This is a genomic window from Actinomadura vinacea (assembly GCF_039532545.1).
GTDB classification, from domain to species: domain Bacteria; phylum Actinomycetota; class Actinomycetes; order Streptosporangiales; family Streptosporangiaceae; genus Spirillospora; species Spirillospora vinacea.
Window position 1 is genome coordinate 1,033,814 of sequence record NZ_BAAARW010000012.1, and the last position, 25,680, is coordinate 1,059,493.

At 72.4% G+C, this 25,680-nt stretch carries 23 protein-coding genes; 6 read left to right on the forward strand and 17 right to left on the reverse strand.

Annotated elements, in window-relative coordinates:
* Positions 1-58: 58 nt before the first annotated feature.
* The 6 genes from ABD340_RS20045 to ABD340_RS20070 form a co-directional block, all read right to left on the reverse strand.
* On the reverse strand, positions 59-769 hold the full coding sequence (locus ABD340_RS20045) for an HAD family hydrolase (RefSeq protein ID WP_344590586.1): 711 nt from the start codon (positions 767-769) through the stop codon (positions 59-61).
* A gap of 406 nt (positions 770-1,175) precedes the next feature.
* Positions 1,176-2,810, reverse strand: coding sequence for an L-glutamate gamma-semialdehyde dehydrogenase (gene pruA / locus ABD340_RS20050; protein WP_344590587.1), 1,635 nt, complete (start codon positions 2,808-2,810; stop codon positions 1,176-1,178).
* A gap of 145 nt (positions 2,811-2,955) precedes the next feature.
* Complete coding sequence (locus ABD340_RS20055) at positions 2,956-3,465, reverse strand: DUF6912 family protein (protein WP_344590588.1); 510 nt, start codon at positions 3,463-3,465, stop codon at positions 2,956-2,958.
* A 32-nt stretch (positions 3,466-3,497) separates the two neighbouring features.
* Complete coding sequence (locus ABD340_RS20060) at positions 3,498-4,142, reverse strand: HAD family hydrolase (RefSeq protein WP_344590589.1); 645 nt, start codon at positions 4,140-4,142, stop codon at positions 3,498-3,500.
* Between the two features lie 127 nt (positions 4,143-4,269).
* Positions 4,270-5,166: an N-acetylmuramic acid 6-phosphate etherase gene (locus ABD340_RS20065; RefSeq protein ID WP_344590590.1), complete on the reverse strand. Its 897-nt coding sequence runs from the start codon at positions 5,164-5,166 to the stop codon at positions 4,270-4,272.
* A gap of 85 nt (positions 5,167-5,251) precedes the next feature.
* Positions 5,252-6,229, reverse strand: a complete 978-nt coding sequence (locus ABD340_RS20070; RefSeq protein ID WP_344590592.1) for a MurR/RpiR family transcriptional regulator — start codon at positions 6,227-6,229, stop codon at positions 5,252-5,254.
* A 61-nt stretch (positions 6,230-6,290) separates the two neighbouring features.
* Here ABD340_RS20070 and ABD340_RS20075 point away from each other — a divergent pair, with 61 nt between their 5' ends.
* Positions 6,291-7,592 (forward strand): N-acetylglucosamine kinase, encoded by a 1,302-nt coding sequence (locus ABD340_RS20075; RefSeq protein WP_344590594.1) that lies wholly within the window; start codon positions 6,291-6,293, stop codon positions 7,590-7,592.
* A 258-nt stretch (positions 7,593-7,850) separates the two neighbouring features.
* Positions 7,851-9,503, forward strand: a complete 1,653-nt coding sequence (locus tag ABD340_RS20080; protein ID WP_344590596.1) for a glycoside hydrolase family 3 protein — start codon at positions 7,851-7,853, stop codon at positions 9,501-9,503.
* 40 nt (positions 9,504-9,543) lie between these two features.
* Here ABD340_RS20080 and ptsP read toward each other — a convergent pair whose 3' ends face one another.
* The 7 genes from ptsP to nagA form a co-directional block, all read right to left on the reverse strand.
* Positions 9,544-11,229, reverse strand: a complete 1,686-nt coding sequence (gene ptsP / locus ABD340_RS20085; RefSeq protein WP_425547407.1) for a phosphoenolpyruvate--protein phosphotransferase — start codon at positions 11,227-11,229, stop codon at positions 9,544-9,546.
* 79 nt (positions 11,230-11,308) lie between these two features.
* Complete coding sequence (locus tag ABD340_RS20090) at positions 11,309-11,581, reverse strand: HPr family phosphocarrier protein (RefSeq protein WP_344590598.1); 273 nt, start codon at positions 11,579-11,581, stop codon at positions 11,309-11,311.
* Between the two features lie 15 nt (positions 11,582-11,596).
* Positions 11,597-12,256, reverse strand: a complete 660-nt coding sequence (locus ABD340_RS20095) for an HAD family hydrolase (protein WP_344590749.1) — start codon at positions 12,254-12,256, stop codon at positions 11,597-11,599.
* Positions 12,247-12,696 carry a PTS sugar transporter subunit IIA gene (locus tag ABD340_RS20100; protein WP_344590599.1) on the reverse strand — a complete coding sequence of 150 codons (450 nt, stop codon included), beginning with the start codon at positions 12,694-12,696 and terminating at the stop codon, positions 12,247-12,249. The genes ABD340_RS20095 and ABD340_RS20100 overlap by 10 nt, the downstream gene beginning before the upstream one ends.
* 20 nt (positions 12,697-12,716) lie before the next feature.
* On the reverse strand, positions 12,717-12,956 hold the full coding sequence (locus tag ABD340_RS20105; protein ID WP_344590600.1) for a PTS sugar transporter subunit IIB: 240 nt from the start codon (positions 12,954-12,956) through the stop codon (positions 12,717-12,719).
* A gap of 114 nt (positions 12,957-13,070) precedes the next feature.
* Complete coding sequence (locus tag ABD340_RS20110; RefSeq protein WP_344590601.1) at positions 13,071-14,129, reverse strand: SIS domain-containing protein; 1,059 nt, start codon at positions 14,127-14,129, stop codon at positions 13,071-13,073.
* Positions 14,126-15,226: an N-acetylglucosamine-6-phosphate deacetylase gene (nagA, locus tag ABD340_RS20115; protein ID WP_344590602.1), complete on the reverse strand. Its 1,101-nt coding sequence runs from the start codon at positions 15,224-15,226 to the stop codon at positions 14,126-14,128. The genes ABD340_RS20110 and nagA overlap by 4 nt, the downstream gene beginning before the upstream one ends.
* Positions 15,227-15,628: 402 nt before the next feature.
* Here nagA and ABD340_RS20120 point away from each other — a divergent pair, with 402 nt between their 5' ends.
* From ABD340_RS20120 to ABD340_RS20130, 3 genes are all read left to right on the forward strand, one after another.
* Positions 15,629-16,369 carry a GntR family transcriptional regulator gene (locus ABD340_RS20120; protein WP_344590603.1) on the forward strand — a complete coding sequence of 247 codons (741 nt, stop codon included), beginning with the start codon at positions 15,629-15,631 and terminating at the stop codon, positions 16,367-16,369.
* 60 nt (positions 16,370-16,429) lie between these two features.
* Positions 16,430-17,812, forward strand: a complete 1,383-nt coding sequence (locus ABD340_RS20125) for a PTS transporter subunit EIIC (protein WP_344590604.1) — start codon at positions 16,430-16,432, stop codon at positions 17,810-17,812.
* Positions 17,813-18,165: 353 nt separating this feature from the next.
* Positions 18,166-18,693: an Rv3235 family protein gene (locus tag ABD340_RS20130; RefSeq protein ID WP_344590606.1), complete on the forward strand. Its 528-nt coding sequence runs from the start codon at positions 18,166-18,168 to the stop codon at positions 18,691-18,693.
* A 57-nt stretch (positions 18,694-18,750) separates the two neighbouring features.
* On the opposite strand, the gene secA is transcribed toward ABD340_RS20130, so the two are convergent.
* Positions 18,751-21,684 (reverse strand): preprotein translocase subunit SecA, encoded by a 2,934-nt coding sequence (gene secA, locus ABD340_RS20135; protein WP_344590607.1) that lies wholly within the window; start codon positions 21,682-21,684, stop codon positions 18,751-18,753.
* 186 nt (positions 21,685-21,870) lie between these two features.
* On the opposite strand from secA, the gene ABD340_RS20140 reads away from it, so the two are divergent.
* Positions 21,871-22,263, forward strand: coding sequence for an HGxxPAAW family protein (locus ABD340_RS20140; protein WP_344590608.1), 393 nt, complete (start codon positions 21,871-21,873; stop codon positions 22,261-22,263).
* Here ABD340_RS20140 and ABD340_RS20145 read toward each other — a convergent pair whose 3' ends face one another.
* The 3 genes from ABD340_RS20145 to ABD340_RS20155 all read right to left on the reverse strand — a co-directional run bounded on the left by ABD340_RS20145 (position 22,264) and on the right by ABD340_RS20155 (position 25,538).
* Positions 22,264-23,436: a winged helix-turn-helix domain-containing protein gene (locus ABD340_RS20145; RefSeq protein WP_344590610.1), complete on the reverse strand. Its 1,173-nt coding sequence runs from the start codon at positions 23,434-23,436 to the stop codon at positions 22,264-22,266.
* Between the two features lie 314 nt (positions 23,437-23,750).
* Positions 23,751-24,698 carry a maleylpyruvate isomerase family mycothiol-dependent enzyme gene (locus ABD340_RS20150; protein ID WP_344590611.1) on the reverse strand — a complete coding sequence of 316 codons (948 nt, stop codon included), beginning with the start codon at positions 24,696-24,698 and terminating at the stop codon, positions 23,751-23,753.
* 90 nt (positions 24,699-24,788) lie between these two features.
* Positions 24,789-25,538: a response regulator gene (locus ABD340_RS20155; protein ID WP_425547395.1), complete on the reverse strand. Its 750-nt coding sequence runs from the start codon at positions 25,536-25,538 to the stop codon at positions 24,789-24,791.
* Positions 25,539-25,680: the final 142 nt, after the last annotated feature.

The window sequence follows — 25,680 nt, forward strand, 5'->3', positions numbered from 1 at the left end:
GCGCAACTTCCGCGATGACGCCCGGCCGGTAAGCGCGATCAGCGGCCGGTCAGCTCGATCAGCGGCCGGTCAGCTCGAGTACGGCCCGCACCACCGCGTCGGTGTCGGCCAGCGTGGCCAGGACCACGTCGGCGCCGGCGCCGCGCAGCTCCGCCTCGGTCGCGCTGCCGGTCGCCACCGCGATGATCGCGGACCGGGCGATGTGCGCGGCCTGCACGTCGCGCGGCGAGTCGGCGATGAACACCGTGGCCGACTCCGGATAGCGGACGCCGTGCTTGTCCCCCGCCCGGGTGCGGGCCAGCTCCAGCAGCGCCGCCTTGCTGTAGACGCCGTTCTCGTAACCGCCGACCTCCAGGTCGAGCCGGTCGGCCAGGCCGAGCTCGGTCACCTTCAGCGCGGCGTTCGGCTGGATCGAGCCGGTCAGCACCGACTGCGCGGTGTCGGGCAGCCGGGCCAGCGCCGCCAGCGCCTCCCGGGCCCCGGCCAGCACCCGGCCGTGCGCCCTGAGATCGGCCCGCCGCGCCGCGAACGACCCGGCCAGCGCCGACATGAACGCGGGCAGATGATCGTCGGTGGTGACGACGTCGTTGAACGCCAGCGTCTCGAAGATGAGCTCCGACTCGGTGCGGCCCGGGGTGGGCGGCAGCCGGACCAGCGGCCGGCCGACCGTCCGCTGGAACGCCTCGGCATAGGCCTCCCGGGTGATCCGTCCGACGTCCACGAGCGTGTGATCGATGTTCCACAGCACCAGACGGTTCAGCGTCGTCAATCTGAGTCCTTTCGCGGATACCCAGCTTTCACCGAGGATGAAGCGCCCCTGCCCGAAGGTCGGGGAACGGGCGTCGCAGCCAGGGCGATCTGCCTCCGGCCTGAACCGGCGGGTGCTACGGTACTGGCGTCCGGTTGGTGGCTACCAAGCCGATCGGGCCTACCGCCGGGCTGGCGGGATGTCAGGTCTGTGGAGCTTGTGTAAGACCGTGGGCGGCACACCGTCCCTTGCTGGTGACCCAGGCGGCAATGGGCTGTGAATCAGAAAACCCCACCCGTGAGGGGGGACTCTCTCTCATTCGCGAGGGAGAGGAGGTCAACCCGTTCCCAAGCGGCCTTTGCCGTGTTTGGCAACCTGTGGAATGTCCACCTGTACAGGCGGACATTCCACAGGTTGGGACGGGCGTTCAGGTGTCCATGTGCGGATAGCGGTAGTCGGTCGGTGCGACGAACGTCTCCTTGATCGACCGCATGCTGGCCCACCGGGTCAGGTTGATGATCGAGCCGGCCTTGTCGTTGGTGCCGCTGGCGCGCGCGCCGCCGAACGGCTGCTGCCCGACGATCGAGCCGGTGGGCTTGTCGTTGATGTAGAAGTTCCCGGCCGCGAACCGGAGCCGCTCGGCGGCGTCGGCGATCACGGCCCGGTCCCGGGCGACGATCGCGCCGGTCAGCGCGTACTCGGCGACGCCCTCCATCTGGTCCAGCATCGCGTCGTAGTCGCCGTCGTCGTAGACGTGCACGCCCACGATCGGGCCGAAGTACTCCTTGACGAAGATCTCGTCGTCGGGGTCGGTGGACTCCAGCACGGTCGGCCGGACGAACCAGCCCTCCGAGTCGTCCAGCGTGCCGCCCGCCAGGACGCTCATCGTGCCGATCCCGCGCGCCCGCTCCAGCGCGGCGCGGTGCTTGGCGAACGCCCGCTCGTCGATCACGGCGCCCATGAACAGCGACAGGTCCTCGGCGACGTTGCCCATGGGGAGCGCCTCGACCTCGTCGCGGAAGTCGTCGCGGATCCGGGTCCAGATGGAGCGCGGGACGTAGGCGCGGGACGCGGCCGAGCACTTCTGCCCCTGGTACTCGAACGCGCCGCGGATCAGCGCCGTCCTGAGCACGTCGGGGTCGGCGGACGGGTGCGCGACCACGAAGTCCTTGCCGCCGGTCTCGCCGACCAGCCGCGGGTAGCCGCGGTAGCCGGAGATGTTCTCGCCGACCGTCCGCCACAGGTGCTGGAAGGTGCCGGTGCTGCCGGTGAAGTGGATCCCGGCCAGCTCCGGGCGCGGCAGCGCCGCGCTGGAGACGGCGCGGCCGTCCCCGGTCACCAGGTTGATCACGCCGGGCGGCAGCCCGGCCTCCTCCAGCAGCCGCATCGTGTGGTGCGCGGCCAGCTGCTGGGTGGGCGAGGGCTTCCAGACCACCACGTTGCCCATCAGCGCGGGCGCGGTCGGCAGGTTGCCGGCGATCGCGGTGAAGTTGAACGGGGTGATCGCGACGACGAAGCCCTCCAGCGGCCGGTAGTCCATCCGGTTCCACACGCCCGGGGACGAGTTGGGCTGCTCGGCCAGCAGCCGCCGGGCGTAGTCGACGTTGAACCGCCAGAAGTCGATCAGCTCGCAGGCCGCGTCGATCTCCGCCTGCTGGACGGACTTGGACTGCCCGAGGACGGTGGCGGCGTTGATGGTGGCCCGCCACGGGCCGGCCAGCAGGTCGGCGGCGCGCAGCAGGATCGCGGCCCGGTCCTCGAACGCCATCGCGCGCCAGGCCGGCGCCGCCGCCAGCGCCGCGTCGACCGCCGCCCGCACGTCGGCGTCGGTGGCGTTGCCCATCCGGCCGAGCACCCGGCCGTGGTCGTGCGGCTGCACGACGTCGATCGGCGCGCCGCCGCCCAGCCGGCGCTCGCCGCCGATCGTCATGGTCAGCTCGGCCGGCGCGGTGCCGCCGAGCTCCTTGATCTTGGCCTCCAGCGCGGCCCGCTCGGGGCTGCCGGGGGCGTGCGCCTTGACCGGCTCGTTGGCCGGTACGGGCACGTTGCTGACGGCGTCCATCTGCTGCTCCCTGGAAGTCCGACCTCGTCGTCGCACGTCCCGGTGCCCGGGGGCGGCCGGGCGTGGCCGGGCGGCCGCCGCCGTCCCGACGCTCCAGGGCCTACCCAGCAGGGACGGCGCGACGCGTGACCGGACGGAACTCGCCTCAGGGCAGCAGGTGGCCGAGCTCCTGGGTGGCATACCACATCAGCTCGTGGCCCTCGGCGCCGTCGACGGTGAACAGCGCGTCCTCGTCGCCGGCGTCGGCGGCGAACAGCGCCTCGGCGGCGGCACGGACGTCGGCGGCCGCGTCCTCGCCGTCGACGTGGCCGGCGGCGATCCTGCGCCACGGGATCGCGGCGCTCACCTGGACCAGGGCGCGGGCGTCCTCCTCCAGGCCGCGCTGGCCGGGCGCCCAGCGGACGTCTCCGTCCGGCACCTCGGCGGCCAGCACCACCCGCCGGGCCGGTGCCCGCGGATCCTCCGCCAGCAGCCGCAGCGAGGCGCGGGCGGCGGCGGTCATGGCCGCGTACTCCAGCTCCTCGGTGTCGCCGGCGGCGTACCACTCGCGCAGCGCGGGCGTCACCGCGTACGCGGCCAGCGGGGCGGGACCGGCCTCCCGGGCGTCGTGGACGCGGGCGAGGGCGGTCAGCGTGGACGGGACGTAGACGCGCATGACGATCCGCAAGTCTGCCAGATCGCGCGCCCTCAGATTCGCAACCCCAGGGCGCGCAGTTCCACCAGCGTGGCGTCGGCGGCGGTGTGGTGGATCGCCTTCATGCCGACCGCCCGGGCCGCGGTCACGTTGTGCTCGACGTCGTCGATGAACACGCACTGCTCCGCGGGCAGGCCGACCAGCCCGACGGTGTGCCGGAAGATCCGCTCGTCGGGCTTGCGCATGCCGACCTCCGCGGAGATCACCACGGCGTCGAACAGCTCGGCGAACACCTCGCGGGGGTAGTCGTTCCCCCAGGAGTTGGACAGCAGCGCCGTGCGGATCCCGGCGGCACGGGCGGTGCGCAGCGCGGCGTACATCGGCTCGACCGGGGCGAACGCCCCGAACATCCGGCGGATCAGGCCCTCGGCGGGCACCGCGCCGCCGTCCACGGTGCGCAGCTCGGCGGCCAGCAGCCGCTCGAACTCGGCGGGCGCCAGCGTGCCGTCCTCCAGCCCGTGCACGGGGTTGGCGCCCGCCCCCTTGTACGCCTCCGCTATCCAGGCGCGCATGACCGTCCGGTAGCGGTCGGCGTCGATCCGGTCGGCGGCCAGCCAGACGCCGATCGATTCCTTCAGCGGGGAGGTCAGCACGCCGCCCCAGTCGGTGATGACGGCCTTGACGGTTTCGGGGGTCACGGCACCGATCGTAGGCGATCGCCTTTCCGGCGGCCGCGGCGGCCAGGGGCGTGATCATGCAATCGGCGGGGTCGATTGCATGATCACGCGGTCGCCGGCGCCGGCCGGTCCGTCCGCCGGGCCGCGGTCAGGCCGATCTGAGTCGCTGCAGCGCCTCCCGTACTCCGCCGTCGGTCTCCTCCAGCACCGTCGTCGCGCGCGCGGCCGGTACCTCGCCGAGCAGCGAGACCAGCGCCACGCGGGTGTCCCCCCCGGCCTCGACCAGGGCGTTCTCACAGGTCAGCGGGTCCATTCCGGTCGCCTCGGTGAGAATGCGCACCAGCCTGGCCCGCAGCTTGGAGTTGAGCGCGTTGACGCTGACCATCAGGTTGGAGTACGTCCGGCCCATCCTGATCATCAGCGTGGTGGAGAAGGAGTTGAGCACCAGCTTGGTGGCGGTGCCGGCCTTCATCCGGGTGGAGCCGCTGATCACCTCGGGACCGGTGGCCAGGGCGATGTGCACCTCCACCTCGTCCCCGTACGGGGTGTGCGGGTTGCAGCTGATCAGGGCGGTGCGCGCGCCGGCCGCCGCGCAGGCGCGCAGCGCGCCCAGCACGTACGGGGTGCGGCCGCTGGCGGCGATGCCGACGGCCACGTCGCCGGCGGCGACCTCGGCCGCGTCCCGGGCGCCGAGCTCCAGATCGTCCTCGACCTCGGAGACGGCCTGGGACAGCGCGCCGAAACCGCCGGCGTTGTGCGCCACGACCCGGCCCCAGATGCCGAACGTGGGCGGCAGCTCGGCCGCGTCCAGCACGGCCAGGCGGCCGGAGGTGCCGGCGCCGAAGTAGTGCACCCGGCCGCCGCCGCGCAGCGCGGCGACCGACAGGTCGACCAGCCGCGCGATCTCCGGCAGCACGGACTCGACCACCAGCGGCACCGTCGCGTCCTCGGCGTTGATCCGGCGCAGCACCTCCAGGGTGGGCAGCGTGTCGACGTCGAGGGTGCGCGGGTTGCGCCCCTCGGTGGGCAGGTCAGTGTCGATCACCGGCGCCTCCGGTCGGGTCGGACGGTCCGACCGCGGACCGCCTTGAAACGGCACAGCGCCTCCAGGGCCGACAGGTCAATGTCGATCACCGGCGCCTCCGATCAGGTCGGACGGTCCGACCGCGGACCGCCTCGAAGGTGGCTTCCAGGGCCTTGCGGGTGGTTCCGTACGTGCGCTGGGCCACGCCGACGAACAGGCAGTCGACCACCGTCAGCTGCGCCAGCCGGCTGGCGGTCGCGCCCGAGCGGAACGTGGTCTCCCGCGCCGCGGTGGTCAGGATGAGATCGGCCACCTCGGCGATGGGCGACTTGGGGAAGTTGGTCACGGCCACGGTCGTCACCCCCCTGCCCTTGGCGACTTCGAGCGCGTCGATGGTCTCCACCGTCGCGCCCGTGTGCGAGATCCCGATCGCGACGTCGCCCGCCTGCAGCACCGCGGCGCTGGTGAGCATGATGTGCGCGTCCGACCAGGCGGCGCAGACCCTGCCGATGCGGTGCAGTTTCTGCTGGAAGTCCGCGGCGACGAAGGCGCTGGCGCCGACCCCGTAGACGTCGACCCGGTCGGCGGCGACGACCGCGTCCACGACCTGTTCGAGCATCTTGATCTCGAGCTGGGCCGCGGTCTCCTCGACGGCCCTGGCGTCGGCGAAGGTCACCTTCTCCACGATCTGTTCGAGCGAGTCGTCGGGACTGATGTCGCTTCCGATGACCCGGCCGCCGGTCGCGCTCTGCGCCCGGCCCGCCTCGGTGGCCAGGGTCAGCCGGAGCTCTGGGTAACCATGGAACCCGATCGCCCGGCAGAACCTGATGACCGTGGTCTCCGAGGTGCCGCAGGTCTGGGCGAGTTCGGTGATGGTGGAGTTCGCGACCCCTTCGGGGTCGTCGATGACGCGTTGAGCGACACGTCGCTCTGCCGGGGGCAGTGAAGGCAGCAGGGAACGCACTCTGACCACGGTGCTCAGTGGCGTCGCGTCCCTGGCCGCGCCGGACGGCGGCGGCGCCGGCGCGCTGATCGTGCCGGCCTCCCCGGTGCTCCCCGGCTCCGAGCCGTTGGGTTTCCTCATGGAAGAAAGTTTCTTACTTGCTGGATGTCACGTCAACGGTAGAAAAGGCTACGGTCGCCACGTGTTGACCCATTTGGCCGGTCCGTACGTGATCGGCATAGACGCGGGTGGCACCAAGACCCGCTGTGTCGTACTAACGCTCGGGGGCGCGCAGGCCGGTTCCGGAACCGGACCTGGCGCCAACCCCAACTCCGGGGGCGACACCGCGGGGGCGCTCACCACGGCCCTGCGGGAAGCGCTCGGTGACGTGGACCGTTCCCATGTGATCGGCGGCGTGTTCGGCATCGCCGGGGCGGGATCGGCGGGACGTCCCGCCGCGGTCACCGCCGCCCGGCGCGCCTGGAACGCCGTCGGGCTGCGCGGCTCGCCCGCCGTCGTGACCGACATCGCGGTCGCCTTCGCCGCCGGGACCACCGCCCCCAAGGGCATCGTGGTGTTCTCCGGCACCGGCGCGGGCGCCGCGGTGATCAGCGACGGCACGATCGTGCAGCGCGCCGACGGCTACGGCTGGCTGGTCGGCGACGAGGGATCGGCGGTATGGCTGGGGAGGGAGGCGGTCCGCGCGGCCCTGGCGGCCTACGACGGCCGCGGCTCCCCGACGCTGCTGACCGAGTCGGTGCCGCGCGCACTGCTCGGTGCGGCGGTGGTCAAGGAGATCGACGCCACCCGGCGGCGCCCGCGGCACCAGCGTGCCCTGGCGCTGGCGGTGCCGCCGCCCTCCCCCGGCCATGCGGCGTCCGCGGCCCACGGCGCCCCGCCCGGGCACGGCGCTTCCCCGTCCGGGCACGGCGCCGCCCCGCTGGGGCACGCCGCCGCCGCGGTCGGGCACGGCGCCCACCCCCTCTCGGCCGCCCCCGCGCCCAGTCCGTCCCCGCCCCCGTCCCTGGCCCACGGAACGGGAACCGCCGTGCTGTTCGCCGACGAGCCGCACCCGCCGGACGGAGGCCCGCTCGGCCGGCCGCCCGATCCCCCGGAGGTCCCCGCGACCGGCCCCGCGCCGCCGCCCGATCCCCGGCTCGCCCAGGCGATCATCAAAGAGGTGTACGGCCGCCCGCCCGCGGCCCTGGGCCGGCTCGGCCCGGTGGTCGCGGCGGCCGCGGCCGCGGGTGATCCGGTGGCCCGGCGCATCACCGAGGAGGCCGCCGAATGGCTGCTGCGGGACGTCGACGCCGTGCGACCGGCGCTGAACGACCCGTGCGCCCCGGTGGTCATGCACGGCTCGGTGCTGCGCGACGGGCCGGTCGCCGAAGCGGTGCGGGCCGGGCTGCGCGACCGCTTCGCCGCCGAGCCGTGCGGAGCGGGCGACGGCGCCGTCGGCGCCGCCTCGCTCGCGCTGCGCAGGCTCGGCCACCCGCCGGTCTGATCCGCACCGCCTCCCCCGGCCCCGGGAACGTCCCGGAACACGACGCGCACACCGCCGCGCGTTCGGTGACTTCAGGCTCCACCGTGCCACGTGTGGTTCTCCCCTGCCCTCCCGCTGGCCCGGGTCAAGCCTCGGCGCGCGGGCGCGGCGGAAGTCGACACGCCGCCCGCGAGCGGCTAACGTCGCCAGGTCAGATCACGACCGAGTAACAGATCACGACCGAGCGAGACGAGCGACCACGTCGGGGGGCCTGGTCCGTTGCGTGTTCCACGATCGATCGCGCTGGCCGCGGTGACGGCGGTCACGGTGCCGCTGGCCGGCTGCGCGGGCGGCGCCACGGCCGACCGCGCCCAGACCACCGGCGGCCCGCAGCAGCGCGGTGCGGCGGCCCGTCCCGGGCAGCCCGCTCAGGGCTCCTGGATCACCGGCCACATCGCCGACATGACCCTGAAGGAGAAGGTCGGGCAGCTGTTCGTGCCGACCTTCGCCGGCCCCGCCGACGCCCGATCGAAGATCAGGAACTACCATGTCGGCGGGCTCGTCTACTTCCCCGCCAACTTCGCCGGCGGCCCGGCCGCGACCGCCGCGCTGTCCAACTCGTTGCAGAAGTCGTCCAAGCTGCCGCTCCTGCTGTCGGTGGACGAGGAGCAGGGCCTGGTCAGCCGGGCGCCCTTCCTCACCCGCTTCCCCGGCAACATGGCGCTGGGCGCGACCCGCCGTCCCGAGGACGCCCAGGCCGCGGCCAGGGTCACCGGCACCGAGCTGCGCGCCGTCGGGATCAACCAGGACTACGCCCCGGTCGCCGACGTCAACGTCAACCCCGCCAACCCGGTGATCGGCGTCCGCTCGTACGGCTCCGACCCGGCGCTGGTGTCGCAGATGCTGACCTCGGCCATCGGCGGCTACCAGTCCGCCGGTGTCGCCGCCACCGCCAAGCACTTCCCCGGGCACGGCGACACGGCCACCGACAGCCACACCGGCCTGCCCGTCATCGGGCACACCCGGAGCCAGTGGGAGCGGCTCGACGCGCCCCCCTTCCAGGCCGCGGTGCGCGGCGGCGTGGACGCCGTCATGTCCGCGCACATCGTCGTCCCCGGCCTCGACCGCTCCGGCGACCCGGCCACGCTGTCCAAGACCGTGCTCACCGGGCTGCTGCGCGAGCGGCTCGGCCACCAGGGCGTGATCGTCACCGACTCGCTGGAGATGCAGGGCGCCCGGCTGAAGTACGGCGACGGAGAGGTGGCGGTGCGGGCGATCAACGCGGGCGCCGACCAGCTCCTCATGCCGCCCCGGCTACCGACCGCCTACCGGGCCGTGCTGAACGCCGTGCGCGACGGGACGATCCCGCGGCGCCGGCTGGACGAGGCCGTCGGCCGCGTCCTGCGGCTCAAGGAGGCGCGCGGGCTGTTCCGCGGCACCGCCGCCGACGCGGCACGGGCCGCCGCGGTCGTCCGCGCGGCGCCGCACCGGGCCACCGCACAGCAGGTCGCCGAGCACGCGGTCACCCTGGTCCGCAACGACCGCGGGCTGCTGCCGCTCCGCAACCGGACCGTGCAGGTCGTCGGGCCGCGCGGGGACGCCCTCATGGCCGCGCTGCGCCGCCAGGGCGTCCGGCTCGCCACGTCCCCGGCCACCGCCGACGTCACCGTGCTCACCACGCTCGACGCCGGGCCGGCGACCGCGGCGCGGATCCGCGCCCAGGGGTCGCGGCCGGTGGTCGTCGCGGCGCTGGGCCGCCCGTACGACCTCGACCGGGCCTCCGGGGCGGGCGCGACGCTGGCCACCTACTCTTCCGGGTCGGCCGCGGTCACGGCGCTGGCCAAGGTGCTGGCGGGCACGCTGAAGCCCACCGGACGGCTCCCGGTGCGCGCCGGCGGCATGCCGTTCGGGCACGGGCTCACCTACCAGTAGTCCCGCGACAGCGGCCCCGCCCGGCCGTCGGCCGATCAGGTCAAAGGCCCAGTTCCGGCAGGAGGGGCAGCAGGGCGCGTGCGGCCTCCCGCGCCGCGCCCGCCGAACGCGCGGCCCGCGCCGCCGCGGCCGCCTCGCGGCACTGGTCCATGGTGTGGCGGGCGAGCACGGCCCGGACCGGGGGCAGCGACGGCGCGCTCATCGACAGCGACGTGACGCCCACCCCCACCAGCACGCACGCCAGCGCCGGATCGGCGGCCGCCTCACCGCAGACGCCGCTGCCCTTGCCGGCATCGGCGGCCGCCGCGGCGGCCATCGCCACCAGGTCGAGCACCGCGGGCTGCCACGGGTCCTGGAGCGCCGCCAGCCCGCCGATCTGCCGGTCGGCGGCGCACGCGTACTGGGTGAGGTCGTTGGTGCCGATGCTGAAGAACTCCACCTCCGGCACCAGATCGCGGGCGCGCAGCGCCGCGGCGGGCACCTCGACCATGACCCCCGGACGCTCGATCCCGGCGTCCCGGCACGCCGCGGCGAAGAACGCGGCCTCCGCCGCGTCCGTCACCATCGGCGCCATGACCTCGAGCTTCGCACTGACGCCGGCGGCGGCACGGGCCAGCGCCGCGAGCTGGCCGCGCAGCACCTCCGGGTGCAGACGGGCCATCCGCAGCCCCCGCTCGCCCAGCGCCGGGTTGGGCTCCTCGCCGGGCGGCGGCAGGAACGCCAGCGGCTTGTCGGCCCCCGCGTCCAGGGTCCGCACGACCACGCGGCCCTCCGGGAACGCCTCCAGGACCTCCCGGTACGCCCGCTCCTGCTCGGCGTCGTCCGGAGGCGTGGAACGGTCGAGGAAGAGGAACTCGGTGCGGTAGAGCCCGACGCCCTCCGCCCCGTTCATCAGCGCGGCCTCGACGTCGCGCGGGCCGCCGATGTTGGCCAGCAGCGGGACCGGGTGGCCGTCCGCGGTGGCGCCCGGACCGGTGGTCTCCGTCAGCAGCGCGGCGCGCGCGGCCGCCGCCCCGCGCGCCGCCGCCACCTCCTCGTCGGCGGGATCGACGCGCACCGTGCCCGCGCCGCCGTCGACCAGGACCCGGGTGCCCTCGGGCAGCCCGGTCGCGCCCGGCAGCGCCACCACCGCGGGGACGCCCATCGTCCGGGCCAGGATCGCGGTGTGGCTGGTCGGGCCGCCGCCCTCGGTCACGAACGCGACCACCTGGGACGGGTCGATCAGCGCCGTGTCGGCGGGCGCCAGATCCCGCGCCACCAGCACGAACGGCTCGTCGGAGTCCGGGACGCCCGGCATCGGCAGCCCGAGCAGCCGGGTGACCGCCCGGTCCCGGATGTCGTCCAGGTCGCTCACCCGGGCGGCCATGTACTCCCCCGCCCCGGCGAGCATCTCGCGGTAGACGCCGAACGCCTCGAAGACGGCGCGGGGCGCGGCCGTCCCCTCGCCGACCTTGGCGGCCACCCCGTCGGCCAGCCCAGGGTCGCGGGCCATCAGCGCCTGCGCGCCGAGGACCTCCTGGCCGTCCTTGTTGCCCAGCGCGGCGGCCTGCTCGCCGCGCGCCTCCAACTCGGCGGCGACCGCCTCCAGCGCCGCCAGCGCGGTCGCCTTCTCGGCCGCCGCGTCGCCGCCGTGCCGGGCCCCGGGGGGCGGCTCGGGCACGGCGCCCGCCAGGACGCGCACCGGGCCCGCCCCGATCCCGGGGCTGACGCCGGCGCCGCGCAACAGGTCGTCCGCCCCGCCCGGCCCGGCACCGCCGTCCGGGGGCTCGGTGCCGGCGGGGGCCGGCCCGGCATCGTGCAGCGGCTCAGGCACCTTCGGGCTCCGGCTTGCCCAGCAGCGCCTCCAGGCTGTCCAGCAGTTCCTCGGCGTTCTCCCCCTCGGCGCTGATGACGATCTCCTCGCCGTGGCGGGCGTCCAGGCCCAGCACGGCCAGGATGCTCTTGGCGTTGACGGGAGCGCCCCCGCGCCTGGCCACGGTGACGTCCATCGGGGCCTTGGCGGCGGTCTGCACGAACAGCGCGGCCGGCCGCGCGTGCAGCCCCACCTTGGACTCGATCTTGACGTTACGCTCGGTCACAGCAACTCCTCGCAATCAACCACCGGACACCCGCAGCGCGGGCCCCGGCACGACGTCCACTTCCTTCAGATCGGGCACCACGTGGTCGGCGCCCACCAGCGCCTCGGCGGGCTGGGTGGTGGTCACGCCCACGCAGGTCATACCCGCGGCCTTCACCGCGGCCACGCCCGCGGGCGCGTCCTCGAAGCCGACCGCCGCCTCCGGCGGCACGCCCAGCCGGGCGCAGGCGGCCAGGAAGCCCTCGGGATCGGGCTTGCCGGTCACCACGTCGTCGGCGGTCACCACGGCCCCGAAGCACTCCCGTACGCCGAGTCCGGTCAGCAGGCCCTCGGCGTACCGGCGCTGCCCGGACGTGGCCACGCCCAGCGGGAGGCCCGCCTCGTGCATCGCCCGCACCAGTTCCACGCCGCCCGGGACGGGCGCGACCACGGGCGCGCCGGGGCCGTGCTCGTACGAGATCGCCTGCTGGTACAGCTCCTCCACGCTGCGGCCCGGGAACAGGTGCAGCAGCTCGGCCAGCACCTCCCGGCCGCGCCGCCCGGCGAACGAGGCGATCAGCGCGGCATCGTGCGCGGCGCCGTGCGACTCGAACAGCCAGGTCCACATCGCGCGGTTGCGCGGCTCGGTGTCGATCAGCGTGCCGTCCAGATCGAAGACGGCCGCGCTCAGCTCCAGGTGAAAAGCTCGGCCCCCCTCTCGACCTCGCCGGACTCCACTACTCCGGACAGCGCGTCGGCGCCGGCGTCCAGCGCCACCACCGCGGTCACCGGGGACCGGCCGCCCGCCTCGATCTCGGCCGGATTCCAGCCGACCAGCGGCTGGCCGGCGACCACCTGGTCGCCCTCGGCGGCCAGCAGCTCGAAGCCCTGGCCCTTCAGCTGGACGGTGTCCACGCCCAGATGGACCAGCACGCCGTGGCCCTCGGCGTCGACGACCACGAACGCGTGCGGATGCAACTTGACGATCTTGCCGTCCACCGGCGCCAGCGCCCTGCCGGGCGCCCGCTCGGGGTCGATTGCGGTCCCCGGGCCCACCATGGCCTGGGCGAACACCGGGTCGGGGACCCCGGCCAGCCCGACCGCCTTCCCGCCGACCGGCGAGAGAACTCGCGTCATTGCTCCGGCCCTTCCCTCGATCAGTCGAGAATGTCCTCGATGTCGCTGGCGATGGTGTCGGCCTCGGGCCCCACCACCACCTGCACGACCTGGCCGCTGCGCATCACGCCGAACGCGCCGGCCGCCTTCAGCGCCGCCTCGTCGACCTTGGCGGCGTCGGTCACCTCGGTGCGCAGCCGGGTGGCGCAGGGCTCGATCTCGACGATGTTGTCGGCGCCGCCCAGCGCCGCGACGATCGCCTCCGCCTTGTCCATGTTCACTCCGTTTTCTCTGGCTCGGATCGGGGGGCCTCACCGCGGAGGCGCCGGTCGATTTCGGTGTTCCGGACGGTCACATTCTCGGAGGGACGCCCCCGTCCCCGCCCCCGGGAATGCTCAGTCGGTCTGCGTGACCTTGTTCAGCCCGCGCGGGACGTCGGGATCGGCGCCGAGCCGGCGGGCCAGCCGCTCCACCAGGAGCTGCCCCGGCACGATCAGCCCCAGCGGCGCGACCCACTCGGGCAGGGCCGGGCCGGGCAGCGCCCGCGCGCACGCCTCGGCGAGCCCGGGCCCGCCGCCCACGCCGTACGCGCGGGCGCCCGCGGCGCGGACCCGGTGCGCCAGCGCGATCGTCCCGTGCAGGGTCGGGCCCGATTCGGCCGCCACCAGCAGCGCCGGGGTCTCCTCGTCGACCACCGCGATCGGGCCGTGCAGCAGATCGGCGTACGACAGGCCCATCGCGTGCAGGTAGCACGCCTCCTTGATCTTCAGGGCCAGCTCCAGCGCGGTGCCGAAGGCGATGCCGCGTCCCGACACCACCGCGCCGGGCACCTCGGCCAGCTCCTCGACGATCGCTGGGAGCTCCGCGGACGCCTCGGTCAGCGTGATCAGCCGGCCCACCTCGTCGGGGACCCGGCGCAGATCGTCCACCTCGGCCTCGGCGCCCAGGCCCAGGCCCAGGCCGAGCACCGACAGCGCGGCGAGCTGGGTGGTGTAGGTCTTGGTGGCCGGGACGGCCAGCTCCTCGCCCGCGTCGGTGATCAGCGCGGCCTCGGCGGCCTCGGCCAGCGGCGAGCCGGGACCGTTGGTGATCGCCACGGTCCGGGCGCCGCAGTCGGCCGCCCAGTCCAGCGTCTCCACGATCTCCTCGGTCTTGCCGGACTGGCTGATCGCCACCGCCAGCACGCCGGACAGGTCGAGCTTGCGCCGGTAGGTGGTCGCGATGGACGGGGCGGCCAGCGTGGCCAGCCGCCCGGCGTGCGACTCCACCAGGTAGCGGCCGTACACGGCGGCGTTGTCGGACGACCCCCGCGCGATGAAGAGCACCTGCCGGGTCTCGCGGGCCAGCGCCGCGATCTCGGGCATCCGCGGCAGCAGTCCGTCGATGGTCCGGCGCAGCGCCTCGGGCTGTTCCCCGATCTCCGTGCGCATCCGGGTGCGGCCGGTTGTGGTCATGACTTGCCTCCGAAGACGTTCTCCCCGGCGATCCAGGTGGCATGCGCCCGGTGGTCGGGTCCCAGCCACACCAGGTCGGCCGCGGCGCCGGGGGTGATGCGGCCCAGGTCGGGACGGCCGATCAGATCGGCCGGAACACGGGTGGCGGCGTCCACGGCGGTGGCCGGGTCGACGCCGATGGTGATCGCGTTGGCGACGGCCTCGTCCAGCCGCAGCCCGGAGCCCGCGATGGTGCCGTCGGCACGCAGCGGCGGGCCCTCGGCGGGCATCGTGATGGGCTCGCCGCCCAGCTCGTAGGTGCCGGGCGGCATCCCGGCGGAGGCGGCGGCGTCGGTGACCAGCACGACCCGTCCCGCCGCGGCCTGGAACACCAGCCTGCACACGGGCGCGGACACGTGGTGCAGGTCGAGGACCAGGCCGGGACTCAGCCGCGGATCGGTGAGCGCCTGGACGGCCACGCCCGGGTCGCGGTGGTGGACGCCGGACTGGGCGTTGAAGATGTGGGTGACCTTGCGGGCACCGGCGTCGGCGGCGGCCGCGACCTGGTCGGAGGTCGCGTCGCTGTGCCCTACGCTGACCAGGACCCCGGCGCCGCTCAGAGTGCGGATCGCCGCCAGGGCGCCCGCCCGCTCCGGGGCGAGGGTGACCAGCTTGACCAGCCCGGTCTCCAGCAGCGCCGCGACGGCCTCGGGCGTGGGGTCGGTGAGCCATTCGGCGTTGTGGGCGCCCTTGCGCTTCTCCGCGAGGAACGGCCCCTCCAGGTGGACGCCCAGCACGCGGGTGCCGCCGGCGGGCAGCCCGGGCAGCAGGTCACGGGTGCGGCGCAGCGCCTCGGCCTGCGTCTCGACCGGCGCGGTGATGAACGTGGGCAGGAACGAGGTCACCCCGGTCTCGGGCAGCCGCCGCACGACGGTGTTCCAGCCGACCTCGTCGGCGTCCACCATGTCGTACCCGTAGTACCCGTTGACCTGGAGGTCCACCAGGCCGGGGGCGAGCAGCCCGCCGTCCAGGTCGATGCCGGGCGCCCCCGCGGGACGCCCCTCGCCGACCTCGGCGATCACCCCGTCCGCCACCCGGACGTATCCCGGAGACAGCACGCGGGTAGGACCGGTCCCGGAAGAAGTGACCAAGCTGCTCGCGGTGATGAGAAGTGATGGCATGGATGCGCACTCTCTGTGACGCCGTAACCACGATCCGCCGCTCGCGCGGCGGATCGGCCAGGACTGGTCTAGTCCGGACTAGACCAGTACGCACCATACTCCACGAACCAGAAAGAGCGACAGATAGCGCCACCCATCCGCGTCGGGTCCTCATCCTCCACAGGCCTGTGACCTGCACTTTCCTTAGATCTTCGCGCGTCCGTGGCGTGACCCGGCCGTTATCCATTCGTGCATTGACACACCTTCACACGCTGTGGTCTAGTCCGGCCTAGACCAGTACGAACAAGGCGAACACGGTGAACCGGTAACTCCATCATCGGCCCGGCCACGAGGAAGCCCGTGACGACCATCGACCCGCACAGCCCGGTGCCCAAGTACTTCCAGCTCCGGGCCATCCTGCTCGACATGATCGAGGGTTCGGAGCTGCCCGTCGACGCTCCGATCCCCTCCGAGCGGGAGCTGTGCGGACGCTACGGGCTGTCCCGGATGACCGTGCGCCAGGGCGTCGACCAGCTGGTCTCGGAGGGACGGCTCTACCGCGTCCCCGGAAAGGGCACCTTCGTCGCCCGGCCCAAGATCGAGATGCCGCTGCGGCTGGTGTCGTTCACCGAGGACATGCTGGCCCGCGGGCTGCGGCCGGGCGCCGTCGACCTGGACCGGCGCACCGTCCCCGCCGACGCCCGGCTGGCCCGGATCTTCGAGGTGGAGCAGGGCACCGGCGTCCACGTCATCGAACGGCTGCGCACCGCCGACGGCGAGCCGATGGCGCTGGAACGCTCGCACATCCTCGCCTCCCTGGCGCCCGACCTGCTCGACCGCCGGCTGGCGGACCGCTCCCTGTACGGGGTCCTGGAAGCGGTGTACGGGCTGGTGTTCGACGCCGGGGACCAGACCATCGACGCCGGGCTCGCCGACGCCGTAGAGGCCAGGCACCTGCAGATCTCCCGGGGCAGCGCCGTGCTGCTCCTGCAACGCCGCTCCTACTCCGGAGGTGTCTGCGCGGAACTGGGCGTGTCGACCTACCGGGCCGACCGCTACCAGGTCCATACCGCCCTCGGAAACCCGCCAAGGCGCACGTAGGCCACCGCCAACCGGTCACTGAACCCCCCGGTAGAACCCCGGTATTGGAGGAACCCCCTGATGAGTTCGACAACCGCAGTGGACGGGACCGCTGCGCCGCGCCGAGGGTCGAGCGCCCTCGCCGTGCTGCAGCGCATCGGGCGCAGCCTGATGCTGCCGATCGCCGTCCTCCCGGCCGCCGCCCTGCTGCTCCGGCTGGGCCAGGCCGACCTGCTCGGCAAGGACGGGCTCGGCTGGAACGAGGTCGCCAACGTCGTCGGCAACGCCGGCGACGCGCTGTTCGCCGCGCTGCCGCTGCTGTTCGCGGTCGGCGTGGCCATCGGGTTCGCGCGCAAGGCCGACGGCTCCACCGCCCTGGCCGCCGTGGTCGGCTACCTGGTCTTCGACCGGGTGTCGAAGGTGATGTTCTCCTACAGCGACGAACTCAAGGGCAAGGTACTGATCACCAAGGTCGTCGACGGGGCGCCGACCGAGGTGATCGACTGGGGCGCCAAGAACCCCACCGACGTGCTGGGCGGCATCCTCATCGGCGTCATGGCCGCGCTGCTCTACCAGCGGTTCTACCGGATCAAGCTGCCCACCTGGCTGGCCTTCTTCGGCGGCCGCCGGTTCGTGCCGATCATCACCGCGGTCGCCGCGCTCGCCCTCGGCGTCGTCATCGGGTTCCTCTGGCCGGTCTTCGGCGCCTGGCTGACCGACTTCGGCAACTGGATCACCGGCGCGGGCGCGCTCGGCGCCGGCGTGTACGGCGTCGTCAACCGGCTGCTGCTGCCGTTCGGCCTGCACCACATCCCCAACTCGCTGATCTGGTTCGTGTTCGGCGACTACCAGGGCGCCGACGGCGTGGTGCACGGCGAGATCAACCGCTACCTGGCCGGCGACCCGAACGCGGGCGGCTTCCTGGCCGGGTTCTTCCCGGTGCTGATGTTCGGCCTGCCCGGCGCGGCCCTGGCCATCTGGCGGGCGGCGCCCGCGCACCGGCGGCCCGCGGTCGGCGGCATCATGATCTCCGCCGCGCTCACCGCGTTCGTCACCGGCGTCACCGAGCCGATCGAGTTCGCGTTCATGTTCGTGGCCCCGGTGCTGTACGCGGTGCACGTCGTGCTCACCGGCATCTCGATGGCGATCCTGGAGGCCGCCGGGGCCCAGCTCGGCTTCGGCTTCTCCGCGGGCGGCATCGACTTCCTGCTCAACATGACCAAGGACAACACCAAGGGACTGCCACTGATCATCGGGATGGGCGTGCTCTACTTCGTCCTCTACTACGTGATCTTCAAGTTCCTGATCGAGAAGTTCGATTTCGCCACCCCGGGCCGCGAACCCGAGGGCGAGGAGTCGGTGGCCGCCGACCCCGCGGCCGCGCCCGAACTCGCCGGCGCTGCCAAGAAGCCCAAGGGCGGCAAGAAGGCCGAGGAGAAGCGCCCCGCGGAGGACTCCGCCTGACGGGCCTTTCTCCTCAGAGCCCTCCCTCTCCTCACCTAGGGGGTGTTTCATAAGTCTCGTCCGTGGCGAGCGGCGTTCAGGTGCGTGCATCGCAAGGCGGAGGAGGGAGTCAGCCCGGGTTTGGCTGTCGACCGACGACAACGCGGCGAGGTGCGTGCCTGGGCGTCGCGCAGCCGGACAGCAGGCTTATGAAACACCCCCTAGCGGGAGGGCTCGCTCCCGGACGGCGGCGGGCGCCCCAAGCGCCCGCCGCCGTTTCCTGTCCGCCCCTGTGGCCGGATGCGGACAGGATGTATTTGGTCGGGCTCTCGGCGCTCTGGTGAACGAAGCCGAAATGCCTGGAGGCCACTCTCATGCCCGAACGCCATCAGCGTCCCCGTGCGGTCCGTCCCGCGGCGGAGCAGCGCCTCACCGTCGTGCGCATCGCCCAGAACGGCGTCGCGCCCCGCGTCGACGGGTCCCTGGCGCTGGCACCGCAGGCGCCCCCCGAGGCGAGGCGAAGACCGCACCTGTCGCTGGTCGGCGGGCGGCCCGCACCGTCCAAGGAGGAAGCGGCCCAGGCGACGGTGCGGCTCGTGATCGACGTGCTCGCCGGTACGCGCCCGCCACGGCAGCTCGCCGACCGGGCCGTACCGGACGTCTGGCAGGGCCTGGCCGTCCACCGGCCGGTACGCGCCCGGACCGCCGTCGCACCGCCGCGAATACTGCGGACATGGCTGCAAGAACCGACCCCGGGAGTCGTGGAAACCGGCGCCGTGGTCGTCCTGAACGGGCGCGTTCACGCTGTCGCCCTACGCCTCGACCATCACCGAGAACGCTGGCGCTGCACGACCCTGGAAACGACCATCCCCGCAATACGCGAAAACAGCAGCCATAAATAAGACGGCGGCCTCCCGGGAGCAAATCCCGGGAGGCCGCCGCTCTCCGCTTGCCGGCCCCTACTTGTTGCGGGGGTCACCGTGGCAGCGCTTGAACTTCTTGCCCGAACCGCACGGGCACGGGTCATTACGGGAAACACCCGCGTATTCGTCCTCGGCCTCCTCGCTGTGGTGCTCGACGCCGCCCTCACCGTCGACGGTCGGCGCCGAATACTCCAGCTTCTTGGCCCGCTTCGGCTTGTCGAAGCCCTCAGCGTGGATGACGGGAGCCTTTTCCGGCTTCTCGTCCTCCTCGTCGTCCTTGGCGCGCGAGACCTCCTCGTCCTCGTCCGCCGGGACGGTCTTGGCGGCGGACTTGGAGATCTCGACCGGCTTGGCGCCGACGGCCGGCGCCTCCGGCTGCTCCTCCACCTCGACCTCGATGTTGAACAGGTAGCCGACCGACTCTTCCTTGATGCCGTCGAGCATGGAGTTGAACATGTCGAAGCCCTCGCGCTGGTACTCCACCAGCGGGTCGCGCTGCGCCATGGCCCGCAGGCCGATGCCCTCCTGCAGGTAGTCCATCTCGTACAGGTGCTCGCGCCACTTGCGGTCGAGCACCGACAGCACCACGCGCCGCTCCAGCTCGCGGACGACCTCCGCGCCGAGCTCCTCCTCGCGCTTGTCGTACGCCGCCTGCGCGTCCTCGCGGATCTTCTCCGCCAGCGTCTCGGCGTCCAGCCCGGAGATCTCCCCGCCGGCCTCCTCGACCAGGTCCTCCACCGCGATCGAGATCGGGTAGAGCTGCTTGAAGGCCTTCCAGAGCTTGTCCAGGTCCCATTCCTCGGCGAAGCCCTCGCCGGTGGCGCCCGCGACGTAGCCGTCCACGACCTCGTCGATCATGTTGCGGACCTGCTCGTGCAGGTCGGCGCCCTCCAGCACCTTGCGGCGCTCGGCGTAGATGACCACGCGCTGCCGGTTCAGCACCTCGTCGTACTTCAAGACGTTCTTGCGCATCTCGAAGTTCTGCTGCTCGACCTGGCTCTGCGCCGACTTGATCGCATTCGACACGATCTTGGATTCGATCGGCACGTCGTCCGGGATGTTCAACCGCGTCATGATCGACTCGACCCGGGCGGAGTTGAACAGCCGCATCAGGTCGTCCTCCAGCGACAGGTAGAACCGGGACTCGCCCGGGTCGCCCTGCCGGCCGGAACGGCCGCGCAGCTGGTTGTCGATCCGCCGCGACTCGTGCCGCTCGGTGCCCAGCACGTACAGGCCGCCGGCCTCGACGACCTCCTCGTGCTCGCCCTGCACGGCCTCCTTGGCCTTGTCCAGCGCCTCCGGCCAGGCCGCCTCGTACTCCTCCGCCGACTCCAGCGGCGACAGCCCGCGCTGGTGCAGCTCCAGGTCGGCGCGGAAGTCGGGGTTGCCGCCGAGCATGATGTCGGTGCCGCGGCCGGCCATGTTCGTCGCGACCGTGACCGCGCCCTTGCGGCCGGCCTCGGCCACGATCGCCGACTCCTGCTCGTGGTGCTTGGCGTTCAGCACCTGGTGCGGGATGCCGCGCCGCTTGAGCATCTTGCTCAGCCGCTCCGACTTCTCCACCGACGTCGTCCCGACCAGGACCGGCTGGCCCTTCTCGTGCCGCTCGGCGATGTCGTCCACGCACGCCTCGAACTTGGCCTGCTCGGTCTTGTAGACCACGTCCGCGACGTCATCGCGGATCATCGGCATGTTCGTCGGGATCGGCACGACACCGATCTTGTAGGTCTTGTTGAACTCGGCCGCCTCGGTCTGGGCGGTACCGGTCATCCCGCTCAGCTTCTTGTACAGCCGGAAGTAGTTCTGCAGCGTGATCGTGGCGAGCGTCTGGTTCTCGTCCTTGATGGTCACGCTCTCCTTGGCCTCGATGGCCTGGTGCATGCCCTCGTTGTAACGCCGGCCGTGCAGGATGCGGCCGGTGAACTCGTCCACGATCAGGACCTCGCCGTTCATGACGACGTAGTCCTTGTCGCGCTTGTACAGCTCCTTGGCCTTCAGCGCGTTGTTCAGGAAGCTGACCAGCGGCGTGTTCACCGAGTCGTAGAGGTTGTCGATGCCGAGCCAGTCCTCGACCTTCTCCACGCCCGACTCGGTGATGCCGACCGTGCGCTTCTTCTCGTTGACCTCGTAGTCACCGGGGCCGTACTGGTCCACCTGGCCCGCGGTACTGACCAGCTCGGCCCGCTTCAGCCGCGGCACGATCTTGGCGAACTCGCCGTACCACTTGGAGTTCTGCTCGGCCGGACCGGAGATGATCAACGGGGTCCGGGCCTCGTCGATCAGGATCGAGTCGACCTCGTCGACGACGGCGTAGTAGTGCTCGCGCTGGACGAGCTCTTCCAGGCTCCACGCCATGTTGTCGCGCAGGTAGTCGAACCCGAACTCGTTGTTCGTGCCGTAGGTGATGTCGCAGTTGTAGGCCACGCGGCGCTCGTCCGGGGTCATCTGCGGGAGGATGACGCCGACCTCGAGCCCGAGGAACTGGTGCACGCGGCCCATCCACTCGGCGTCGCGCTTGGCCAGGTAGTCGTTCACGGTGACCACGTGCACGCCCTTGCCCGCAAGGGCGTTCAGGTACGCCGGGAGCACGCAGGTGAGGGTCTTGCCCTCACCGGTCTTCATCTCGGCGATGTTGCCCAGGTGCAGCGCGGCGCCACCCATGACCTGCACGTCGTAATGGCGCTGGCCCAGCACCCGGCGCGCGGCCTCACGGGCGGTCGCGAACGCGTAGGGCAGGAGCTCGTCGAGGACTTCCCTCTCGGCGTCCTTCTCGCTCTTGCCCTTGTCGGTGAGCTTCGCCACCTCCTCGGCGAACTCTTCCCGGAACTTCTCTGTCTGCTCGCGCAACTCGGCGTCGCTCATCTCGAGGTAGTCGTCCTCGATCGAGTTGACCTGATCCGCGAGCTTCTTGAGCTTGCGCAGGATTTTTCCTTCGCCCGCACGAAGGATCTTATCGATGACTGGCGGCACTCTCAGAGGCTCCTTGCAGATCGTGGGTCACCGCTCCCGGCGGCACGCACACCACACGTACGATGCCCATCGTAGGCGAGACCCAGAATGGTCTAGGTCACGTCGCGACGCAATCCGCAGCGCGTCCTGTTTGACCCGGCGGGTCAGAGGAAGATCTGTCGACGCGGATCCGAGGGGAGCGTGAACATGTCCGAAAAAACACACGGCTCCGGCGAATCACCAGGCACGCACGGCCTGTCCCCCGAGGAGGGCGGACACGGCTCGCACGCCGGCCGACCCGGCTCCTGGCTCGCCGTCGCCATCATGGTCGCGGGCTTCGTGGTCGGCGGCGTGGGCCTGTGTATCGGGCCGTCCTGGGTGATGTTCTGGGCCGGCGCCGCGATCATCGCGATCGGCTTCGTCGTCGGCGGAGTGGTCCACATCTTCGCCGACGTCGTGGTGGACGCGCCCCGGGTCATCCCGGAGATCGTCGACTACTCCGTCTTCGGCAGCCGCACCGCCAAGCGCCGCGGCGGCCAGGCGGGCGAGACCATCGACAAACCCATCCACACCGACACCCAGCGCACGCCACACGGCTGACTAATCGACCAGGGCGGTTCCCGCCGCAACGGGATGAATCCGCTCGACACGCACATCGTCGCAGCCCACCCAGGACGCGGCCTGCCGCAACGCCGTCCGCAGCGCGGCCACCGAGGTCTCGGTGCGCGCCGGCGTCCGGGTCGCCCACGGCTCGAAGGAGACCTGCCTGGCGACCAGGGTCCTCCCCTCCCGCGCCGGGTCGACCCGGCCCACAAGCCGTCCCCCGGTCAAGAGCGGCATCACGAAATAGCCGTGAACACGCTTGGCCTTGGGCACGTACGCCTCCAGCCGGTGATCGAACCCGAACACACGCGACGTGCGGGCCCGGTCCCAGACCAGGGAGTCGAACGGCGACAGCAGCGTCGTCGCATGCCGTCCCCGGACCGGCGCCGCCAGCGCCTCGGGGTCGGCCCACGCGCCGTTCCGCCACCCCCGGACCCGCACCGGGACGAGCCCGGCGGCCTCCACCACCGCGTCGACCTGCTCGGCCTTGAGCCTGTAGTAATCGGCCAGGTCCGCCCGGGAGCCCACGCCCAGCGCCCGTCCCGACCGTGCGACCAGCGCGGTCAGGCATTCCTCGTCATCGGGCTCATGATCGAGGAGCCGGGACGGAATCGCCCGCTCGGCCAGGTCGTACACGCGCCGCCAGCCCACCCTGCGCACGCACACGACCTCGCCGATGTCCAGCAGCCACTCGATCCCGATCTTCTGGTCGCTCCACTGCCACCAGTCGCCGCCCGCCTTCGCACCGCCCAGCTCCTTGGTGGTGAGCGGGCCGTCCGCCCGGAGCCGCTTGAGGATGTCGTCGCACACGCCCTCGGGCACCTTGTGCCAGCGCCAACCCCTCCGCCGGAACGCCCTGCGCCGGAACGCGAACAACGGCCAGTCGTCCAGCGGCAGGACCGACGCGGCGTGCGCCCAGTACTCGAACCCCGTGCCGTTCCCCCAGTAGGCCGTTTCCACCGCGTCCCGCCCCACCGGGCCCAGCCGCGCGTACGGCACCAGTTCATGCGACCGCGCCAGCACGGAGATCGTGTCCAGCTGGACGGCCCCCAGCCCCGCCAGCACCCCCGCCACTCCTCCGCCCCCACGCCGGAACCCGCTCCCGAGCAACCCCTGCGCCCGAAGCTGAAGCCGCCGCGCCTCATCCGCCGTCAGCTCGATCTCGTCCACGCCGCGATGCTAGAACACAACACCGACAAACCGACATAGCCGGTGGCCCCCAGGATCGCCTCACAGCGAGCCGAGCCCCATGCCGGCCAGGGCTCCTAAGCCCTGTCTCGAAGTGGCCTCAGGTACCGCGCGAGCGCGCTACCTGGCCGGTGAGGTGAAGCCGAAGGCGAGCCTCACCGGCCAGATCGCGAAGCGATGTCGCGCTCGTCCAAGCCCGGTTAGGGGCGAGCCGCCAGGCGAGCCCCGTAGGCCGGGATTGCAAAAAACACAGCCCGCCAGGCGAGCGCCGTAGGCCGGGATTGCAATGAACACAGTCAGGGGCCCGCGAACGCGGAGGCGGCGCTGAGCAGGTGGCGGGCCAAAGGGGAGTCGCCTTCGATGGTGGCTTCGACCTTGGTGGGATCGCGGCGGTCTGCGGCCAGCATGCAGAAATCCAGGACGTCCAGGCGGATCGTCACGTTCGGGCCGTCGCCGCCCAACGGGAGCAGCCAGTCGCCGCCTCCGGGGCCTTCCAACAGGAGGCGCGCCTGGCCACCGGTCTCGACGCCCCGCATGGCCAGGGCCGCGGGCAGCGACCGCACGCCCAGGTCGGCGATGGCGTGGAGGTGCTCGGGCAAGGGGGCGGGGAGGCTGCGTCCCACGGCCGCGGCTATGTCGGTGGCGTGCACCCAGGTCTCGAACGCTCGTGCCACGACGGCGTTCTCCAGGCGCATGGGGAACGGGATGTGGACCGTGCTCGGCGTGGCCTCTTTGAGACGGGCGCAGAGTTCTTGTGCGTGCTCCCGCCAGGACCCGCGGGTCTCCTCTGGACGGCGTCCGCGCTCGAAGGCGATCTCCGCGGCGGTGCGAGCGTCCACGTCGGGGGCGTCCTGTTCGGTCAGCTGCTCCGCCAGGAGGCGGTCGGTCGCGCCCAGGTGGGCCACCACGTCTTGGACGTTCCAGTCGTAGATCACGTTGGTCGTCCAGTCCGGTTCGGTGAGCTCCGCCAGCAGTGCGTCCAGCATCGAGACCTGGGCCGCGTAGGGCGCCACGTGCTCGGGGAGCCGGACCACCGGCCGCCTGCGCTCGAACGCCCCGCTCAGGACGGACGCGCGCAACCCCGCCGGAGGCAAGCGGCCGCCCCCGTGCAGCACGGGGGCGGCCCGGGCCAGGAGGCGGGTCTCCTCCGCGCAGACGGCGCACTCGGGGAGGTGTTCCAGGACGAGCCGGGTCTCCTCTTCCGAGCAGGCGCCGATCGCCCAGGCACCCAGGAGTGGTGCCACATCCCCATGAGCCGCTGTCATGGCGTCGTCCCTCCTCGTCCGGCGCCCCCGGTGATTCGGTCGCGGAAGCGGGACGGATGAAGATCGCGTCTAGGTGATCTCGAGGAGCTTCTCCCGCACCGCGTAGACCACGGCCTCCATCCGGGAGTGCAGCTGCAGCTTCTCCAGGATATTGCGGACGTGGTTCTTCACGGTGTTCTCGGAGATGAACAGCTCGCGGGCGATCTCCCGGTTGCCCAGTCCCCGGGCGACCAGCCGGAGCACCTCCATCTCGCGCTCGGTGAGGCGGGGCGCGGGGACCTGCTGGGTGCGCTCCTCGCTGCTCTTGGCCAGGGCCGCGAACTCGGTGATCAGCTTGGACGCCATCGACGGGCTGATCAGCGACTGGCCGCCGTGCACCGCGCGCACCGCCTGCGGGACCTCGTCGATCGAGATCTCCTTGAGCAGGTAGCCGCTGGCACCGGCCTTGATGGCCTCGAAGAGGTCTTCCTCCTCGTCGCTGATCGTCAGCATCACGATCTTGGCGCTGGGCGCCGCGTCCTTGATCGCCGTGCATGCCTCGATGCCGCTGCGGCGCGGCATCCGGATGTCCATCAGGACGACGTCGGGCAGCAGGTCGCCGGCCATCTCGACGGCCTCGTGGCCGTCCCCGCCCTCGCCGATGACCTCGATGTCGTCCTCACCCTGCAGGACCATCTCCAGGCCACGGCGGAACAGCGCGTGATCGTCCACGATGAGGACGCGGATGGGATCGGCGGGGCCCTCGCCGGCCTTGGTGTCGCCGGCGGCGGTTTGACGGGGCACCGCCGCGGCGCCGCGAGCCTGGGGATTCTCGCTCACCTGAGTCGCGGCGTGGAGGATACGCCGCTTCCCCCCTTCGGTTGTCGCTGGTCTCGGGTCGTGCGGAGGGGCGCGCGGACGGGCGGGTCCGGGGCGGGATCGCCCGCCGCCGAGGCGCCCGCGCCGCGGGCGCGTGTTCGGC

Bases quoted from the DNA above. Each gene is read 5' to 3' on its own strand.
- ABD340_RS20055 (WP_344590588.1), bottom strand. From the start codon at position 3,465: ATGCGCGTCTACGTCCCGTCCACGCTGACCGCCCTCGCCCGCGTCCAC.
- ABD340_RS20070 (WP_344590592.1), bottom strand. From the start codon at position 6,229: ATGAGGAAACCCAACGGCTCGGAGCCGGGGAGCACCGGGGAGGCCGGC.
- ABD340_RS20110 (WP_344590601.1), bottom strand. From the start codon at position 14,129: ATGACCACAACCGGCCGCACCCGGATGCGCACGGAGATCGGGGAACAG.
- ABD340_RS20100 (WP_344590599.1), bottom strand. From the start codon at position 12,696: ATGACGCGAGTTCTCTCGCCGGTCGGCGGGAAGGCGGTCGGGCTGGCC.
- ABD340_RS20140 (WP_344590608.1), top strand. From the start codon at position 21,871: ATGTCCGAAAAAACACACGGCTCCGGCGAATCACCAGGCACGCACGGC.
- ABD340_RS20130 (WP_344590606.1), top strand. From the start codon at position 18,166: ATGCCCGAACGCCATCAGCGTCCCCGTGCGGTCCGTCCCGCGGCGGAG.
- pruA (WP_344590587.1), bottom strand. From the start codon at position 2,810: ATGGACGCCGTCAGCAACGTGCCCGTACCGGCCAACGAGCCGGTCAAG.
- ABD340_RS20125 (WP_344590604.1), top strand. From the start codon at position 16,430: ATGAGTTCGACAACCGCAGTGGACGGGACCGCTGCGCCGCGCCGAGGG.